The organism is Thalassolituus sp. UBA6592 (genome assembly GCF_002433655.1).
Lineage (GTDB): Bacteria > Pseudomonadota > Gammaproteobacteria > Pseudomonadales > Oceanobacteraceae > Venatoribacter.
This window is the reverse complement of the sequence record NZ_DJIO01000045.1, coordinates 9900-27725: the sequence shown is the minus strand read 5'-3', so window position 1 is coordinate 27725 and position 17826 is coordinate 9900. Positions and strand designations below refer to the sequence as shown.

The window sequence follows — 17826 nt, the reverse complement described above, 5'->3', positions numbered from 1 at the left end:
CTGATATTCGAGGATGTACCAGGAAGCGGCAATCAGCAGAAAGACAATCCAGCCAGGAATAAAAAAGATCGCCTGCAGCAGTTCTTTTCTGAGGCCGTGGCTCAGATAAAACAGCGCGGCAACCATCAGCGGAATCGCCACGGCGACCGGACCTTTGGTCAGAACACCAAACGCCATCAGAATATAAATGCCGTACAGCAGAGCCTTCTGTGGCTGGCGACTGTAGACGTACATCAGCAGCAGGGTGGACGACAGCAGAGCATTGAGCAGCGCATCGGCAGTGGCGACATGGCTGATCATATTGATGCCCAGCGCGGACGAGGCAATAAGAGCAGCAACAATGGCGGTGGTGTCGTTCAGGTAGCGGCGGCAGAAAGCAAAAATGCCCAGCGTCCAGGCCATACCGGCCAGAGCAGATGGCAGGCGGAAGGCCCACACTTCGGTACCGAACACACTGATCGAGGCGGCCTGCAGCCAGTAAATCAGAATCGGTTTATCGAAGCGGATGCGGTCATTAAGCCAGGTGGTGATGAAGTCATTGCGTTCAAACATGCCGCGGGTCGCTTCGCTGAAAGCCCCTTCGTCATGGTCGAACAGCAGGAAACCACCCAGATTCAGAAAAAAGAAGGCAGTGATGACTGCCAGCAGCCACACCGGAATCTGTATCCCGGTGAGGCGCTTATTCAGCAGATGAGTAAGATTAACCGGCATCGTTAGAGTCTGACTCGTCTCCGCTGATGGCTACGGCACTGACGGAGCCTTTGGCCCAGCCCGGCTCAACCGGTTCCTTCGCTTCTTTATCGGAAGGATGGTAAATCACATATTGCTGACGCTGAGAGGACTCAAAGTAGGTGCGGGAAATCAGCTCAGACAGTACACCGGTGGTCAGGAACTGCAGGGCTGCAATCACCATCACCACGGCGATCAGAAACAGCGGACGGTTGCCGATGTCTTCACCCATGATGAATTTAACAATCCCTAAGTACACCAGCAGGATAGAACCCAGAGATCCAAGGCCCAGACCGATGGAACCGAAGAAATGGCCCGGACGTGCGCGGTAGCGCATAAAGAAATATACCGACAGCAGGTCGAGGATCACGCGGAAAGTACGGGAAATACCGTATTTGGATTCACCGGCTACCCGTGGATTGTGGGTCACAACCACTTCGCCAATACGGCTTGGTGGCACAACTGCCGCAACCCATGCAGGGATAAAGCGGTGCATTTCGCCGTACAGACGCACCTGTTTAATCACAGACGCTTTGTAGATTTTCAGTGAGCAACCGTAGTCATTGATGCGCACGCCGGTGATCTTACCGATCAGGCGGTTGGCGATACGGGATGGAATCTTACGCAGGATCAGATCGTCTTTGCGGTTTTTACGCCAGCCGGTGAGCAGATCCAGTTTGTTTTCCAGCAGGTGATCCACCATGCGCGGGATGTCCGCCGGATCGTTCTGCAGGTCACCGTCCAGTGTAGCAATCAGGTAGCCGCGGGCTTCATCGATACCGGCCTGCATAGCAGCGGTCTGACCGAAGTTGCGGCGCAGTTCAACCACGCGTACGTGGGAACCGTATTTGGCTGACTCATCGTGCAATGCCTGAGGCGTACCATCGGTGCTGCCGTCGTCTACGACCAGCAGTTCCCATTCGCCATCATAACCTGCCAGACCTTCGTGAACCCGCGCCACCATAGGGACGACGTTTTCGATCTCATTGTACATAGGGATGACAATGGAAAGTGAAGGTTTGCCGTTTTCGGTCTTCGTTGCCTCAGTCAAGTCAGCTACCACTCTGTATTACGTATAAAAAAAATGCGGCCTGTGTTGATCCTGCCGCACATAAAAGAACAGGGATGATACCCAAAAGCCCGTGACAGGAAAATAACAGGGACAGTGGGTTGCATCAGAAAAACCGTATTCTGATCACGGTTCAGGCCTGCGGTTGCTCTTCCTCTGCGGTTGCCGCAGGACGGCTGTAACGCAGCGTCAGCAGGGCAATCAGGCCGGTCAGCAGTAATGTTGTGCCGAGCACAAACAGGTGCAGGTTTACCGCGGCGGCCAGTGCGCGGTCGGCAGCGATGCCCCAGGGCAGCAGGCCAGCAAGAACGCCGGCTTCATAACTGCCGGCGCCGGCTACTCCGTGGACCGGCAGAACACTGCTCAGTTCCCCGGTGGTGGCACCAACCCAGCTCTGGGTGTAACCAATGTCCGGCAGAAACTGGCCAATCAGCCAGGCATAAACTGCCAGCTTCAGTGCCCAGTTAATCAGGGTCCAGAACAGGGCGCGGACGAACGGCCATGGTGATGCCGGCAGCGCGTGCATCAGTTCAGCGGCTTTATTGGCCCAGCTTTTCTGATGATTACTGAGAAAGCGGTTCAGGGCGTTCTGCAGCGGCAACACCAGCAGCGGAGCAATGAACAGCAGCGCGGCCAGCGGCCAGAACCATTGGGCCGGCAGCGGCAGCTTTTCCTGCAGTGAAAAGACCGCCAGTGCCAGTAGTGCATACAGGTCGAGCAGCCGCAGCCACAACAGGGCCGGTGCGCTGTGGCGGTAGGGCACAGCAAAATGCTGTTTCATTAATAAGGGAAAGGCGGTCTCGCCACTGCGCATCGGCAACATATTATTGAAGAAGTTATGCAGCACAGTGATACGCAGCAGACGGGTAAAATGACCGCGGCAATTGGCGGCAAAGAAATCGTAGAAACGCACGGCGCGCAGCAGGTAGCTGAGCAGCATCAGGCCGGTGGCGATGGCCAGAGACTGGGGTGGGATACTTTGCCAGCTGGCCAGAACGGCTTTCCAGCCGTAAGCATCTTCAACCAGCCAGATCAGCCCGGACAGCAGAATAATTCCGGCCCAGAATTTCCACGATTTAAGCACAATAATTCTCATGTTTTACAAACCGGCGGCATGGTTGCGCCAGAGGGGGGTAAAGTCAAGCAAGGCGTGACCTCGTCCCTTGCTTTGCTGCCGTGTTAGGGTAAAGTTCGGCGTTTTTATTCTTGCCTTAATTTGCCTGCTGGAGCTGCTGTGAAAGTCCTGCTGATCAAAACCTCGTCTCTGGGTGATGTGTTTCATACCTTGCCTGCTGTGGAAGATGCCTGGCGCGCAGTACCGGATCTGGAAATCGACTGGGTGGTTGAAGAGGCCTTTGCTGCGATTCCGCAATGGCACCCGGCGGTTAAAAAGGTGATTCCGGTGGCCTGGCGGCGCTGGCGCAAAAGCCTGTTCAGTAAAGGCACCATGGCGGAGATGAAGGCCTTCCGCCAGCAGCTGAAAGCCACCGATTATGATGTCGTGCTGGACGCTCAGGGGCTGATCAAAAGCGGCATTATTACCCGCATGGCGCGCGGCCCGCGTTTTGGTCTGGATAAAAACAGCTGTCGTGAATCCCTGGCAGCGAAGGCTTATCAGCATCCTCAGGCAGTAGCCAAAGGTCAGCATGCAATTCCGCGTGTACGGCAACTGTTTTCCCAGGTGCTCAACTATCAGATACCAGAAGGGCTGAGCTATGGCGTAGACCGCAGCCGCTGGCAGCGCCCGCAGGTCGATGGCGATTTCTGGATATTTCTGCACGGCACTACCTGGATTACCAAACTCTGGCCGGAAGCCTATTGGCGCGATCTGGCGATGCTGACCTCGCAGTCCGGACGTAAAGTCCTGCTGCCATGGGGCAATGATGAGGAACTGGAACGGGCACAGCGCATTGCTGCGGGTCTTGAAGGTGTTGAGGTGCTGCCGAAAATGGGGCTGAACGACCTCAATGCCTATCTCGCCCATGCTCAGGCGGTGGCCGGCGTTGATACCGGGTTATCCCATGTGGTCGCGGCACTGGAAGTGCCTTCGGTGGCGATTTATGGCGCCACCGATTCCACCCTGACCGGAGTGCTTGGGCCTCAGGTGGAGGTTATGCGCAGTGAATATTCAGACTGTGCGCCGTGTCTGTCGAAGACCTGTCTGAAAAACGAACCCGGTGCCATTCAGCCGCCGTGTTATCGCGAGATTTCACCGCAACGGGTGTTTGAGTCTTTGTTAAAACGAATTTAATTCATCCCTCATTTATTCAGCGTGTTTACCGCAGGCCTGTTATGACAGTCGATTTCAAACAACGTATCAAAAGTGTCCGCCAGTGGAGCAGCCCTGCGCAAGATGGCAGTGATGATGTCTCACCGCTGGAGGCGTTTGAAAGCGATCGCGGGCGCATCATTAATTCTGCTGCTGTGCGTCGTTTGCAGCAGAAGACTCAGGTGTTTCCGCTGGAACGCAACGCCGCGGTACGCAGTCGCCTGACACATTCGATGGAAGTGCAGCAGGTCGGCCGCTATATCAGTCAGACCATCGTGAAAAAACTGGCGGAGAAAAATCTGCTCGAAGCCACCGGGCTTGCAGGTCTGGAGCGTCAGTTCGAAACCGTCGTCGATATGGCCTGCCTGATGCACGACATCGGTAATCCGCCATTCGGTCATTTTGGTGAAGCGGCTATTAATCAGTGGATGGCACGCAATATCGATGATTTCTTTCAGCAGCACGCCTTTGATCAGACCTCTGAACACAGCCGCCTGCGGGCATTATTTTCTTTGCGTCACGCTTCGGCCAACAGCGCCGGTCTTGAGGCGGTAAAACGCGATCTGTGCAATTTTGAAGGCAATGCTCAGGGGCTGCGTATTATCGACACTCTGCAGAACCTGAATCTTACCTACAGTCAGATCTCCGGATTATTGAAATACACCCGCCGTGGCGATCAGAAAAAACCGCAAGGCCAGTATCTGGCGAAGAAAGTGGGCTTTTATCTCAGTGAAAACAGCCTGTTAAAACGCCTGCAGCAGGCGTTGGCTATGGAAGCAGGCACGCGTTCGCCGTTTGCTTATGTGATGGAAGCGGCGGACGATATTTCCTACTGTATTGCCGACATCGAAGACGCCGTGGAGAAGGGCATTCTGCGCATTGATGATGTGCCGGAATTACTCAATCGCGAATACTCTGCACTGTTCCGCGGTGAAAAATCATTGGGTAAAGCGGTGATCGCCACAGCAGAGCAGAGCGAGTGGATGTCCGACATTACCAGACGTGCGTATGCCTCGTATCAAAAATCGGGACTGACCGGTAATTTCTTTGTCAGCCTGCGGGTGGGGATCAACAGTAAAGCAGTGGAGCATGCTGCTGAGCGCTTCGTTGAAAATCTGGAAGCCGTGTTCAGTGGCGGATTTGATGAAGCACTGACCGAAGATGGCAGTGCCTGTCATCTGCTGTTACAGACCTTAAAAAATGTAGCGCTGGAGCGGGTGTTCAGTCATCAGGAAGTGGAAGCTCAGGAGCTGCAGGGCTACCGCATTATTACCGGTCTGCTTGATCTGTATCGCCCGTTGCTGGAATTACCCCGCGACAGCTTTGCGGATCTGCTGGCAGGCAAAGAGAAAACCCATTTATACGCCAGCCGGCTGTTTAAAAAGCTGCCGGGTAAACATTTGAATGCCTATAAACAGGCACTGGATAATATTGCTGTTTTCAGCGCAGATCTGAAAGATAAAAAGCTGGCTTCACTGTCGGAAGATCTGTGGGAATGGTATTTCCGCACGCGTCTGCTGCTGGACTATATCAGTGGTATGACGGATCAGTTCGCCTACGATGAATATCGCGTTCTCAGTGTTATTGAACGACCTGCCTGAAGAATGAAAAAACAGGCAGGTCTGTTGGGGCGCCGTAACTCTTTTCCGGCGCTACTGCCTTACAGCAATTCCAGCACCTTTTGTTGTAAAAGCGGCGCGTTGACCTCTTCCGGTGGCAGGGTTTTTCCCAGACGAATGGTCACTTTCGACCAGAAGCGGCGCGGCGTTTTGGTCAGTGCCAGGCCATCTTTGTGACTGAAAAAACTGCCCCATAATCCGCTCAGACCCATGGGCATAACCGGTACCGGTGTTTCTTCAATAATACGTTCGATACCACGCTTAAAGGTATCTACCTCGCCATCTTTGGTCAGCTTGCCTTCCGGAAAAATACACACCACCTGACCGTCAGCCAGTTCTTCGCGGATGCGGCGGAATGCTGTTTCATACACCTCTTTATCTTTTTTCGGTGAGCAGATCGGAATGGTCCTGGCGAAACGGAAGAAGTATTTCATCAGAGGCATTTCAGCGATGGAACGATCCATGACAAAACGCACCGGGCGGCGGCTGGCGCTGGCAATCAGCAGCGCATCAACATAACTCACATGATTACACACCAGAACAACCGGTCCTTCATCCGGGATTTTATCGGTTTCCTCATGGGTGACGCGGTACATGGTGTGCGTCAGCATCCAGATAAAGAAGCGCAGGAAAAACTCCGGTACACGGGTGAAAACATAGGCCGCTACGACAATGTTCATCAGGCCGATGATTAAAAAATATTCGGCGATAGACAGTTTCATCACCGCCAGAAAGAGAATACCGGTTGCTGCACTGGCGACCATAAATAAAGCGTTCATTACATTGTTGGCAGCGATGGTCTGAGCACGCATTTTTTTATCACTGCGCTCCTGAATCAGGGATTGCAGTGGCACGACAAATAAACCACCAGACACACTGATCAATGCCAGATCAATCATAAAACGCCAGTGTTCTGGCAGGGCGATAAATTCAAGCGCAGTCATGTCAGCGGCAGCCTGAATATTTGCTAAAGCGAAGTACAGGTCGATACCGAAGATGCTCATCCCCAGTGAGCCGATTGGCACAATACCCAGTTCAACTTTGTGGCCGGACAGACGTTCGCACAGCAGTGAACCGGCGGCAACGCCCACAGAAAAAAGCGTTAACAGCAGGGTGACGACCTGAGGATTGCCACCGAGATTGTCGCGCACCAGATTGGGAAATTGGGTGAGATAACCGGCACCCAGAAACCAGAACCAGCTGATCGCCATAATGGAAAGAAATACTGCGCGGTTTTTACGCGCGTTGCGCAGAGTGTTGACCAGTTCGGTTAACGGGTTCCAGTTAATTTTCAGCTCCGGTGCATTGGCTTCAGCCAGTGGGATAAAGCGGCTGCTGATGTAACCACTGACAGCGAAAAAGACGATACCGGCGGCAATCCAGTATCTGGCATTGCTGAGATCGAACAGAATGCCGGCACAGATAGTCCCGGTCAGAATCGCCAGAAAAGTGCCCATTTCCACCAGAGCATTACCGCCGACTAACTCATCTTTATGCAGCTGTTGCGGCAGCAGAGCGAATTTGACCGGGCCGAATAAGGATGACTGCAGCCCCATTAAAAACAGCAGTACCATCATCAGCAGAACATGCCCGGTGACAATACCCACGGCGGCAATCAGCATGATCACGACTTCCAGCAGTTTGACCGCTCTGATCAGTCGTGACTTTTCCATTTTGTCTGCAATTTGCCCGGAAATTGGCGAGAACAGAAAAAACGGCAGAATAAATAAGCCCGCTGCCAGGTTGGTGTACAGGGCAGAATCCTGTTCGGCAACAATGCCGCTGAATGCAATAAACAGCAGCAGGGCGTTTTTGTAGAGATTATCGTTAAACGCGCCCAATGCCTGAGTAATAAAATACGGCAGAAAACGGCGCTGCCTTAGCAGGCCAAACTGACTGTGTTCACTCATGGGTTGAGTCTCCTTCTCATGGTTTCGCCGCTGGTTCGGCAAACGGGTAAACATACGGCAACGGCGGCGGAAACCGCCGTTGATTTAATACCGGTGACGATGATCTGTCCGCCGCTCACAGGGGCTCGCCCCCATCTGTCTGATGGTGCTGACACCAGTCTGTCAGATAGTGCTGCAGCAGGGAACGGATGAGCTGTTCAGAATGGGTGGCGGCGCTGTCCGGGTTATGGTCGGCGCTGGCCATAAAGAGTTTGTTGTCCAGCATCAGGGTAGCGATGCCGTGTACGCCGGACCAGATCACCCGGGCGGCAGTCTGGCATGCCGTGGATGAAGCCTCTGGGTTAAGCCGGCGCAGGCTGTCTTCAATCAGGGTAAACAGGGTAGCGATGCGCTGAGCCTGCCAGTCGGGCAGGGGTTGGTCATCGGCCAGACGGTGCTCAAACAGCAGCCGCCAGGCGTGCTGATGTGAACGGGCGTAGTCGCAATAACACCCGGCTGCTGCGGCCAGCTGATCGATAACGGAGTTGCTGCTGTTTTTCGCCGACTGCTGAATAGCGCTCAGCAGCTGGTGTTGAATGGCATCCAGCGTGCGTGCATTAAATGCCAGCAACAACAGATCATAACTGCCGAACAGGTTGATCAGTGTACCCGGGGAATAACCGATATCACGGGCTACTTTACGCAGGCTGAGCTGGCTGGCCGGTGCTGACTGCAGGTGTGCCGCAACGGCCTGAATAGCCATCTCTGTGAGTTCCTGAGCTGTGTGATCCTGACGTCTGGGCATGTGGTTTCCTTTTTGAACGGTGTTCAATATAAGTTGGTTGTGAACAGTGTTCAATAACTTTTGGCGAAAATTTACAAATCGATGGAACGGCGGCTTTGTTCAGTCCTCACAGCGGTTATGCAAAGTTTTACAGTCCGGCCAGCGGCAGCAGTGACTGAGTGTGATAGCGTGTTGTTATATAAGGTGCAGTATCCGGTGAAGTGCAGCATTGGCCGTAGCTGAGCGTTCGGACCAGCTAAACTTGAAAGAGCAGGCGTGTGGCCTGACAGGTTTTAAAAAGGAAGATCATGGCGGTTTCTCATCAGGACGTTTCTCTCCAGGACGTTTCTCATCAGGATGTTTGTGGGCAGGCATGCAGTGAGCTGGCTGTTGGCCAATGGCTGCCAGAGGGCAGAGGGAAAATTACCGACGCACTGCGCAAAGGGGAGCTGACGGCGGATGTGGTGGTGATTGGCGGAGGTATTACCGGCGCCGGTATTGCCCGGGAAGCGGCCCGGCGCGGACTGAAAACTGTGCTGGTCGAGCGTCAGGATTTTGCCTGGGGTACTTCCAGCCGGTCGTCAAAGATGGTTCACGGTGGTCTGCGCTATATGGCTTCCGGCGATATCAAAACCACGCTGCATTCCGTGCATGAGCGCGAACGTCTGATGCGCGAAGCTCCGGGGCTGGTTGATCGTATGGATTATATGATGGCTCATTATCGCGGGCAGTTTCCCGGCCCGTTGCTGTTCAATCTGCTGTTGTTTGTCTATGACACCTTTGCCGGCAAGCGCTACCGTAAATTTGTCTACCGCGATGAGTTAATCAAGGCTGCGCCGGGAATAAAGACAGACAGCCTTATGGGTGGCACCTGTTTTTCTGATGCAGTAACCGATGATTCCCGTCTGGTGTTGCGGGTCCTGCACGAAGCCATGGCCGATGGTGCTCTGTGCCTGAACTACATGGGGGTTCAGGGGCTGATTCAGGAGCATGAAACGGGGCGCGTTACTGGTGTGAATCTGTGTGATGGCCTCAGTGGTGATGCTTTTACTCTGCAGGCGGGTGTGGTGATTAACGCCACCGGTGCCTGGGCCGATGAACTGCGGGGGCAGTTAGGGGCGGAGCACAAAATCCGTCCGGCCCGTGGCAGTCATATTGTGATTCCGCGGGAACGTTTACCGGTGAAGCATTCGTTTACCGTGCTGCACCCGGATGATCAGCGCCCCATTTTTATTTATCCCTGGGAAAGCCGCACAGTGATCGGCACCACAGATCTGGATAACGGCGGCATCAATAACACCGAAGTCGGCATTACTGCTGAGGAGCTGGCGTATCTGCTGAAGGTCACTCAATACCAGTTTCCTGGTGCAAATGTCGTGCGTGACGATGTTATTTCGAGCTGGGCCGGGGTGCGGCCGCTGGTGTCGTCAGGCGCGAAAAATCCGTCCAAAGAAAAGCGTGATCACAGTATCTGGGAAGATAACGGGCTGATCAGTGTCAGTGGTGGCAAGCTCACCACCTTCCGCCTGATTGCGCTGGATGTGCTGCAGCATGCCAGTAAATATCTCAATCACTATCCGCAACAGACCTTTGACGAAACCGTATTCAACCCCAGTCCGTTGCCAACCTCCGGTGATTACGGGCTGTCTGATGAGCAGTTAAAACGGCTTTACGGTTTCTATGGCGCGGCTATGAAGGATGTGGCCGGCATCGAAGCAGGCAACAGCCTGATTAATGGCACCCTGACGATGTGGTCGGAGTTGCGCTGGGTGGCACGTAATGAGGCTGTGATGCATCTGGATGATCTGTTGCTGCGGCGCACTCGTCTGGGTCTGTTGCTGGCTGACGGTGGGCTGGCTGATGAACAAAGCAGCGAGGCAATTTCTGCTGTCTGTTGTCAGGAGCTGGGTTGGTCAGAATCCCGCTGGCAGCAGGAAAAGGCCCGTTATCTGGATATCTGGCACAGGTATTACAGCCTGCCTGAGCTTGCACAGGCTGTGTCTTAGCAGTCTGGCTCTTCGCCGGTCTGCCTCTTAGCCGGTCGCTTTTAAGTGAGACTGGCTGGCGGGTATTCCGCTGGTATATCGTTTTCTGCTTCGGACCTCAGCTGCGCTCGCTGGCCAGAATCTGGCGGGCGATGTGCAGAGATTCGAGGTACAGAATTTCGGTATTGGCAGGCGTTACCCCGATTGTCTCCAGGCGCTGCCAGTTGATGGCATCCCAATCGGCCTGTTCCATGCAGATCACCGTTTTCAGAATAAAGCCATAATCGCCTTCCATCCGAATCAGGGCGTTACGCAAATCCTCCGACAGATTCAGCTGTTTGCAGATGTCCTGGATCGGGCTGTCGAGGAAGGCGTCCAGCAGGGAGAACAGCCCCAGCGTAAAGGCTGTGTCTTCGTCCAGAGCGTTAATGTTCTGAGCTAATGATCTTGCCAGATGCGCCCTTACCACTGCCTGTTCGCGCAGGGCCTCGGGTTTGTTCTGCAGCTTGCCAAGGGCGATCAGGTTGGCCCAGGCCTTCAGACGGTTCAGCCCGGCCAGCACAATGCCCTGAGAGATAGAACTGACTTCACGGCCGAAGCCCACGGATGCAGAGTTGATGATTTTCAGCAGTTTGTAACTCAGCTGCGGGTCGGACTGAATGATGGCTGAGATATCCTTGATTTTGGCATCAGGCACATTCAATGCGCGGATCAGGCTGATTACGGATACGGCATTGTCCGGCAGACGTTTGCCGTAAACATTGGCCGGTCGGCTGAAGAAATAGCCCTGAAAGAGGGTGCAGCCGGCCGCTTTGCAGATGTCGAATTCCTCCTGAGTTCCCACTTTCTCGGCCAGCCAGATCAGGTCATAACTGGCGTAGCGCTGAATGATTTCTGCCAGCTGGCTCAGGTCGCTGAGTGCACGGATGTCGATTTTGATGATATCGGTGAACGGGAACATGGGAACCAGTGCCGGATCACCGGTGTAGTCGTCGATAGCGACCTGATAGCCGTGGTCTTTCAGTGCTTTGATGGCCTGCAGGTTTTCCGGCGTTGGCTCAATATGTTCGAGAATCTCCGCCACCATATTTACACAGGGCATAATCGGCGGGTTCTGCAGCCAGTGGGTGGTGAAATTAACATAGGCTGGCTTGCCCTCGGTCACGTCTTCGATACCGATATCATTAAAGGCACTGATCAGTACTTCGCTGGTGGCGCGGTCGCCGTGACTGATCTGCCAGTCGCGGGAATCCTGAGGGATCGGGCGACACAGAAGCTCGTAGCCGGCAATTTCCATCTGGCTGTTCAGAATAGGCTGTCGGGCAAGCAGAATTTCCTGAGTGTTCATAGGTTTCTCCGGCGGTCTTTCCTCAGTGTAGACGCTAATTCCATGCGTTTTCACAACGCTTGGCTACACTTCAGGAAAGTCCTATTGCCGGAGTGATATATGAGCGGGGTTCTGAGTAGTGTTGATGCCCGTACCAAACTGGTCGGGCAGAACCGTCTGGAGTTGTTACTGTTCCATCTTGGCGGTTCTCAACATTTCGCCATCAACGTGTTCAAAGTGCAGGAGGTTATGCAGATGCCCCGTCTGACGCGTATTCCTGACCGCCATCCGGTCGTGCGCGGCGTTACGCATCTGCGCGGGCAAACCGTGCCTGTGGTGGATCTGCGGCATGCGATCCAGATGGGACCACTGAAACTCAACGAAGAAGACGCCACGATTATCGTCACCGAGTACAACATGACCGTTCAGGCGTTTCTGGTGGGTGGTGTTGACCGTATTGTGAATATGAACTGGAACGAGATTCTTCCGCCACCAGGTGGTTCCGGGCGTCAGCATTACCTGACGGCCATCACCCGTATTGACGACCGCATCGTTGAAATCATTGATGTGGAAAAAGTACTGGCGGAAATCGCGCCGTATCACAGCAATTTGTCTGACGATGCGTACGACAACGAGCTGCGTGAAGCGATTAAGGGCAAAGACATTCTGATCGTCGATGACTCTCATGTTGCCATTGAGCAAATGCGTTCTGTGTTGGGACCTATGGGGCTGAATATTATTGAAGCTCACAATGGTCTTGAGGCGTACCAGCAGCTGATGCACTGGAAAGAAGAAGGGCGCGATATCAAAAATAATCTGATGATGATTATTACCGATGCGGAAATGCCGGAAATGGATGGTTATATGCTGACCACAGAAATCCGCCGTGATCCTGAGCTGAAGGATACTATGATCATTCTGCATACGTCGCTGTCCGGTAACTTCAATAAAGCCATGGTGCAGAAAGTAGGCTGCGATGGTTTCCTTTCGAAGTTTGCGCCAAAAGAAATGGCCAAAGAAGTTCAGCGGCTGATGCGTAAAAAACTGGGAATGCCGGAATCATCCTGAACGCCGACCACATTAATTAACCGCCAACCGGCGGTTTTTTAATGCCTTTTTTATCGTCAGTCGCTATCTTAGGTCGTAAATGACAGAGGCGATGTGCATGAAAATTACCCGTTTATATATTTATCCGATTAAATCCTGTGCTGCAGTGGCGGTGGATGAGCTGACATTTGATGAGGCAGGCCCGGTGGGGGACCGTCGTTTTATGCTGGTGGATCCTGCGGGTAAATTTCTTTCGCAACGCACCTTGCCGAAAATGGCACATATTTATCCGGCTTACAGTCATGATTCATTGCTGGTGAGCGCTGCTGATATGGAACCTTTGTCGGTTTCTCTGACGCGTGCTGATGGCGAAGAAAGCGATGCTGAGACGCTTTCTGTACGTGTCTGGAACGATGAAATGCAGGCGCAGGATTGTGGTGATGAAGCCGCTGCCTGGTTTGAGGGGTGTCTTGGACGGCCCTGTCGTCTGGTTCGGGTCAGCCCTGAAACACAGCGGCAGGTGAATCTTAAATACGCTGCAGAAGGTGAGCTGGTTGGGTTTGCTGATGGTTATCCTCTGCTGATTACCTGTGAAGAGAGTCTGGCTGTTCTAAGTCAGACAGTGGGCCGTGAGCTGGATATGCTGCGCTTCCGTCCGAATGTGGTGACTTGCGGAAGTGCAGCGTTCAGTGAACTGAGCTGGCAAACGATGACTAATGATTCGGGCGGCGAACTTGTTATTACCAAGCCGTGTGAACGCTGTGTGATTCCAACGCGGGATATTGTCAGTCAGCAGCGGGAAGCCGATGTTATGGCTGCACTAAAAGAACACTGCTTTATTGATTCTGAAATTATTTTTGGGCAGAACGCTGTTGCCAGGGGAGTGCGTAAGCTCACCGTCGGTGAGCTGCTGCGTTCAGAATAACTCGATATCGTCGTCGGTACCGAAACCATCATCATCCTGCTGAGTGAAGTGGTGATGATAAATTTCCAGCGCCTCGGCGACGGAATGGCCGGCCATGATGTGCTCGAACATGATGCGTTCTGCCTCCATGGTGTAGTTGCTTTTGATTTCCTTCTGCAGTCCATCCCAGGGACGGGGCAGATAACGTCGCGATGGGTCGCCAATCAGGTGGCCCATTTTCTCCAGACTTTCACCCACGTGATCGAGGCGCTGTGTCAGACGGTCATAAAACTGGAAAGCAATAATCGCGTGGTGAATCTCGTTCTGCAATTCACGGGCAATGGTGCCAATCTCAACCGGGATGCTGTCGCCGGATTCTGAAGCAATGGTCAGCAATTTCTGGGCATTATCCGCCATGGCGGTGAAGTTGCTGGTCAGCTGGTTCACAGACTGACTGCCTTCCTGCAGGGAGGTGTCGATCTGGGCGACAGCCAGAGCCAGCATGCTCAGTGTCTCACTGACCTGACTCCAGTTAACATCGTCTCCGGGGAGCTTCTGGGCCCCAAGTGTATGGCGCTGCTGATTCATAGTCTTCCTGCCTGATTAACTCAGTTAAGCATAGAAGATATTTGTGCAGGTGTTAGCCCGCAGGTGAATTATTCACCCGCAGTGCCGGCATTGTTCTGTTGCTGAAGACGATAGAGCAGGGACGACGTATCGTAGTGACCAGCCCCCATTTGTTGCAGCTGCTGGTAAAAACTGTCTACCTGCTGGGTTATTGGCAGCTCAATGCCCATCTGTGCTGCTTCCGTAAGACAGATCTGCAGGTCTTTGTGCATCCAGTTCACCGCAAAACCGTGCTCATACTCACCATCAATCATGGTCTGATGGCGGTTGACCATCTGCCAGCTGCCGGCAGCACCCTGTGATATAGCAGCAATCACCTGGTTCAGGTCCAGTCCGGACTGTTGCGCGAAAAACATACCTTCTGACAGCGCCTGAACAAGACCGGCGACACAGATCTGGTTCACCATTTTCGTTTTCTGACCGGCGCCGCAGGGGCCCATATGCTGAATCGCTTTGGTGTATGGACTGGTGATAGATTTAACATTTTCGAACAGGCTGTTGCTGTCGGCCCCCGTCATCAGGCTAAGTTGGCCGTTAATTGCACCCTGTTGACCACCGGACACAGGCGCATCACAGAACAGTAACCCGCGTTCTTTGCAGGCCTGATTGATCTCCTCGCTGAGCAGGGCAGAAGTCGTGGTGTGATCAATCACCAGAGTGCCCGCAGATAATTGCTGCAACAGTTGATGGGAGCCGGTGAGTATCTCCCGGACATCATCATCACGGCCAACGCATAACATCACATATTCAATGTGCGGCAGTGGCGTATTTAATACGCTGATAAAGCCGCCGGAATATTCCAACGTCCATTGTTCAGCACGGGAAGCTGTGCGATTAAAAACGGTGACATTGTGGCCGGCGCTGGCCAGATGTCCGGCCATTGGGTAACCCATATTTCCGAGGCCAATAAATAAAATATTACTCATAATTACCGATTCCTGTGCATAGTTCTGTTGCATAAAAAAAGCCGCTGTTAAGCGGCTTTTTTCAGATCACACGGATTATCAGGCTGGATAATCACGTTTTTGTGGACCTGTGTACAGCTGACGTGGACGACCGATACGGTAATCGCTGGAAATCATTTCATTCCAGTGAGAAATCCAGCCCGGTGTACGGCCAGTCGCGAAGATCACAGTGAACATTTCAGTCGGAATACCGATCGCTTTCAGGATAATGCCTGAGTAGAAGTCAACGTTCGGATACAGACCACGCTTCACGAAGTACTCGTCTTCGGTAGCGATTTTTTCCAGCTTCATGGCGATCTTCAGCATTGGATCATCTTCCATGCCCAGTTCTGCCAGAACTTCGTCACAGGTCTGTTTCATAACCTTCGCACGTGGGTCGAAGTTTTTATAAACGCGGTGACCGAAGCCCATCAGACGGAACGGATCGTCTTTGTCTTTTGCTTTGGCGATGAACTTGTCGATGTTCGACTCATCACCAATTTCTGCCAGCATGTTCAGCACTGCTTCGTTAGCACCACCGTGAGCAGGTCCCCACAGGGCTGCAATACCAGAGGCGATACAGGCGAATGGGTTAGCACCGGTAGAACCAGCCAGACGCACGGTAGATGTCGATGCGTTCTGCTCGTGGTCAGCGTGCAGCAGGAAGATGCGGTCCATAGCTTTGGCCAGAACCGGGCTTACTTTCTTCTCTTCACATGGGGTGTTAAACATCATGTGCAGGAAGTTTTCGGCGTAGTCCAGGTCATTGCGCGGGAACATAAATGGCTGGCCAATGGAATATTTGTAAACCATAGCTGCCAAAGTTGGCATTTTAGCGATCAGGCGATGCGCTGAAATCATGCGGTGTGTTTCGTTATGGATATCCAGCGAGTCGTGGTAGAACGCGGACAGAGCACCAACAACGCCACACATTATTGCCATTGGGTGAGCGTCGCGACGGAAACCATTAAAGAAATGGCTCAGTTGCTCGTGCACCATGGTGTGATTTTTGATTGTGCTTACAAATGCAGCTTTCTGTTTTGCTGTTGGCAGTTCGCCGTAGAACAGTAAGTAACAGGTTTCGAGGTAATCGGACTTTTCTGCCAGCTGGTCGATTGGGTAACCGCGGTGCAGAAGAACGCCGGCGGCGCCGTCAATATAGGTAATCTTGGATTCTGTTGCTGCCGTGGCCATAAAGCCAGGATCGTAGGTGAACAGGCCTTTGCCTGTGAGGCTGCGGACGTCGACTACATCGGGACCAAGGGTGCCTTCATACACAGGCAATTCGAGAGATTCTTCAACGCCATCAACTTTAAGAGTTGCTTTTTTGTCAGCCATGGAACGGCCTCCTGCTTCTAAATATTGAGCCTTAAAAATAAGGCGGGACCTCAAAATAAACGGGACAACTATATGTTCTGAACTTCGTTTGTCAATTATCCGGCAGTCGAGCAGCCGGATTACGAATGGTCGGTTATAGTGCCGGCGCTGTAAAGCAGACTAAGGGCTATTGAATTTACAAACCAGTGAACACGAGTGTTTAAGCGTTTGTAAATCAGTGGTCTGAAGACTATAATTTGTCGCGACCTGAAACTTGTGCAAAAGTTGTACAAGCAAAGGATATCTTCTTGAGCCTGCGCTTAATCCCTGGAAAAGCCAAAAGCAATAATTCAGGTATTGAGCCCAAAAGAGAGTGTAAGAGCCGTGAATAGCAATAGACCTACAAATTTAGATCTGACTACTATTGAGCTCCCACTTCCCGCCAAAGCTTCCATCATTCACCGTATCTCCGGTTTCATCCTGTTCTTCGCTGTAGCTTTCATGCTGACTGCGCTGGCAGCGTCTCTGGAATCAGAAGCGTCTTTCGCAGACCTGAAAGCGGCGTTTGATAACGGCCTGGTTAAATTCATCACCTGGGGCATTCTGTCCGCTCTGGGTTACCACTTTGTGGCAGGTATCAAACACCTGTTGATGGATATGGGAATTGGTGAAACCAAAGAGGGCGGTCGTACCGGAGCCATCATTACTCTGGTGCTGGGTGTGATCGTAATCGTATTGGCAGGAGTTTGGGTATGGTAGCAAGTGTCACCAATTTAGGCCGTAGTGGCCTGTATGACTGGGTAATCCAGCGATTAAGCGCAGTGATCCTCGCGCTTTACACTCTGTTTCTGTTGGGTTTTGTGATTGCTTCTCCGGATATGCAGTACAGCCAGTGGCAGGGTCTTTTCGCTCAGACCTGGATGAAAGTGTTCAGCCTGGTAGCGCTGATCGCCATCTGTGCGCATGCCTGGGTAGGTATGTGGACCATCTCAACTGACTACCTCAAAAAGGCAGCCGTCCGTTTTGGCTTCCAGCTGGTATGTGCAGGTTTCCTGTTTGTATACCTGGTTTGGGGTATCGACATCCTCTGGAGTGTGTAAGTCATGTCTAAAATCAGAACCAAATCATTTGATGCAATCGTGATTGGTGGTGGTGGTGCAGGTATGCGTGCGGCACTGCAGCTGACCGAAGCCGGCATCAACACAGCGTGTATTACCAAGGTTTTCCCAACCCGTTCGCACACTGTATCTGCGCAGGGCGGTATTACCTGTGCAATCGCTTCCGCTGATCCTAATGACGATTGGCGCTGGCACATG

The 17826-nt window shown here is 52.8% G+C and carries 17 protein-coding genes; 8 read left to right on the top strand and 9 right to left on the bottom strand.

The window, feature by feature from the left end; genetic code table 11:
* The 3 genes from B2Z72_RS04110 to B2Z72_RS04100 form a co-directional block, all read right to left on the bottom strand.
* Positions 1–711, bottom strand: a 711-nt coding sequence (locus B2Z72_RS04110) for an ArnT family glycosyltransferase (RefSeq protein ID WP_297004224.1), incomplete at its 3' end; no start/stop codon positions are given.
* Entirely contained in the window at positions 701–1780 is a 1080-nt protein-coding gene (locus B2Z72_RS04105) for a glycosyltransferase family 2 protein (protein WP_296986316.1), read from the bottom strand. The genes B2Z72_RS04110 and B2Z72_RS04105, both read right to left, overlap by 11 nt.
* A gap of 151 nt (positions 1781–1931) precedes the next feature.
* On the bottom strand, positions 1932–2882 hold the full coding sequence (locus tag B2Z72_RS04100; RefSeq protein ID WP_296986314.1) for a lysylphosphatidylglycerol synthase transmembrane domain-containing protein: 951 nt from the start codon (positions 2880–2882) through the stop codon (positions 1932–1934).
* 150 nt (positions 2883–3032) lie between these two features.
* On the opposite strand from B2Z72_RS04100, the gene waaC reads away from it, so the two are divergent.
* Together waaC and dgt are read left to right on the top strand one after the other, a co-directional pair.
* The gene (gene waaC, locus B2Z72_RS04095; protein WP_296986313.1) at positions 3033–4049 is read left to right on the top strand and encodes a lipopolysaccharide heptosyltransferase I; all 1017 of its coding nucleotides are present in this window, start codon (positions 3033–3035) and stop codon (positions 4047–4049) included.
* A 41-nt stretch (positions 4050–4090) separates the two neighbouring features.
* Positions 4091–5668, top strand: a complete 1578-nt coding sequence (gene dgt / locus B2Z72_RS04090) for a dGTPase (protein ID WP_296986312.1) — start codon at positions 4091–4093, stop codon at positions 5666–5668.
* 59 nt (positions 5669–5727) lie between these two features.
* Here dgt and B2Z72_RS04085 read toward each other — a convergent pair whose 3' ends face one another.
* Both B2Z72_RS04085 and B2Z72_RS04080 read right to left on the bottom strand, forming a co-directional pair.
* Positions 5728–7596 carry an MFS transporter gene (locus B2Z72_RS04085; protein ID WP_297004222.1) on the bottom strand — a complete coding sequence of 623 codons (1869 nt, stop codon included), beginning with the start codon at positions 7594–7596 and terminating at the stop codon, positions 5728–5730.
* A gap of 115 nt (positions 7597–7711) precedes the next feature.
* A complete protein-coding gene (locus B2Z72_RS04080) occupies positions 7712–8380 on the bottom strand; it encodes a TetR/AcrR family transcriptional regulator (RefSeq protein ID WP_296985700.1) in 669 nt (222 codons plus the stop codon).
* A gap of 287 nt (positions 8381–8667) precedes the next feature.
* Between B2Z72_RS04080 and B2Z72_RS04075 the strand changes: the two genes are divergently transcribed.
* The gene (locus B2Z72_RS04075) at positions 8668–10365 is read left to right on the top strand and encodes a glycerol-3-phosphate dehydrogenase/oxidase (RefSeq protein ID WP_296985701.1); all 1698 of its coding nucleotides are present in this window, start codon (positions 8668–8670) and stop codon (positions 10363–10365) included.
* Between the two features lie 97 nt (positions 10366–10462).
* Here B2Z72_RS04075 and B2Z72_RS04070 read toward each other — a convergent pair whose 3' ends face one another.
* Positions 10463–11692, bottom strand: coding sequence for an EAL and HDOD domain-containing protein (locus B2Z72_RS04070; RefSeq protein WP_296985702.1), 1230 nt, complete (start codon positions 11690–11692; stop codon positions 10463–10465).
* 99 nt (positions 11693–11791) lie between these two features.
* Here B2Z72_RS04070 and B2Z72_RS04065 point away from each other — a divergent pair, with 99 nt between their 5' ends.
* Together B2Z72_RS04065 and B2Z72_RS04060 are read left to right on the top strand one after the other, a co-directional pair.
* Entirely contained in the window at positions 11792–12739 is a 948-nt protein-coding gene (locus tag B2Z72_RS04065; RefSeq protein ID WP_297004221.1) for a chemotaxis protein CheV, read from the top strand.
* Positions 12740–12836: 97 nt separating this feature from the next.
* Positions 12837–13643: an MOSC domain-containing protein gene (locus tag B2Z72_RS04060; RefSeq protein WP_297004218.1), complete on the top strand. Its 807-nt coding sequence runs from the start codon at positions 12837–12839 to the stop codon at positions 13641–13643.
* Here the strand turns inward: B2Z72_RS04060 and B2Z72_RS04055 are convergent.
* The 3 genes from B2Z72_RS04055 to gltA all read right to left on the bottom strand — a co-directional run bounded on the left by B2Z72_RS04055 (position 13635) and on the right by gltA (position 16531).
* Positions 13635–14210, bottom strand: a complete 576-nt coding sequence (locus B2Z72_RS04055) for a hypothetical protein (RefSeq protein ID WP_296984971.1) — start codon at positions 14208–14210, stop codon at positions 13635–13637. The genes B2Z72_RS04060 and B2Z72_RS04055 overlap by 9 nt on opposite strands.
* Positions 14211–14278: 68 nt before the next feature.
* Positions 14279–15175 (bottom strand): NAD(P)-dependent oxidoreductase, encoded by an 897-nt coding sequence (locus tag B2Z72_RS04050; protein ID WP_296984973.1) that lies wholly within the window; start codon positions 15173–15175, stop codon positions 14279–14281.
* Positions 15176–15253: 78 nt separating this feature from the next.
* Entirely contained in the window at positions 15254–16531 is a 1278-nt protein-coding gene (gene gltA, locus B2Z72_RS04045) for a citrate synthase (RefSeq protein ID WP_296984975.1), read from the bottom strand.
* 363 nt (positions 16532–16894) lie between these two features.
* Between gltA and sdhC the strand changes: the two genes are divergently transcribed.
* The 3 genes from sdhC to B2Z72_RS04030 all read left to right on the top strand — a co-directional run.
* Positions 16895–17269 carry a succinate dehydrogenase, cytochrome b556 subunit gene (sdhC, locus tag B2Z72_RS04040; RefSeq protein WP_296984977.1) on the top strand — a complete coding sequence of 125 codons (375 nt, stop codon included), beginning with the start codon at positions 16895–16897 and terminating at the stop codon, positions 17267–17269.
* On the top strand, positions 17263–17610 hold the full coding sequence (gene sdhD, locus B2Z72_RS04035; RefSeq protein ID WP_296984979.1) for a succinate dehydrogenase, hydrophobic membrane anchor protein: 348 nt from the start codon (positions 17263–17265) through the stop codon (positions 17608–17610). Before sdhC ends, sdhD begins: the two co-directional genes overlap by 7 nt.
* Before the next feature lie 3 nt (positions 17611–17613).
* On the top strand, positions 17614–17826 hold a 213-nt coding region (locus B2Z72_RS04030; RefSeq protein ID WP_297004216.1), incomplete at its 3' end, for an FAD-binding protein.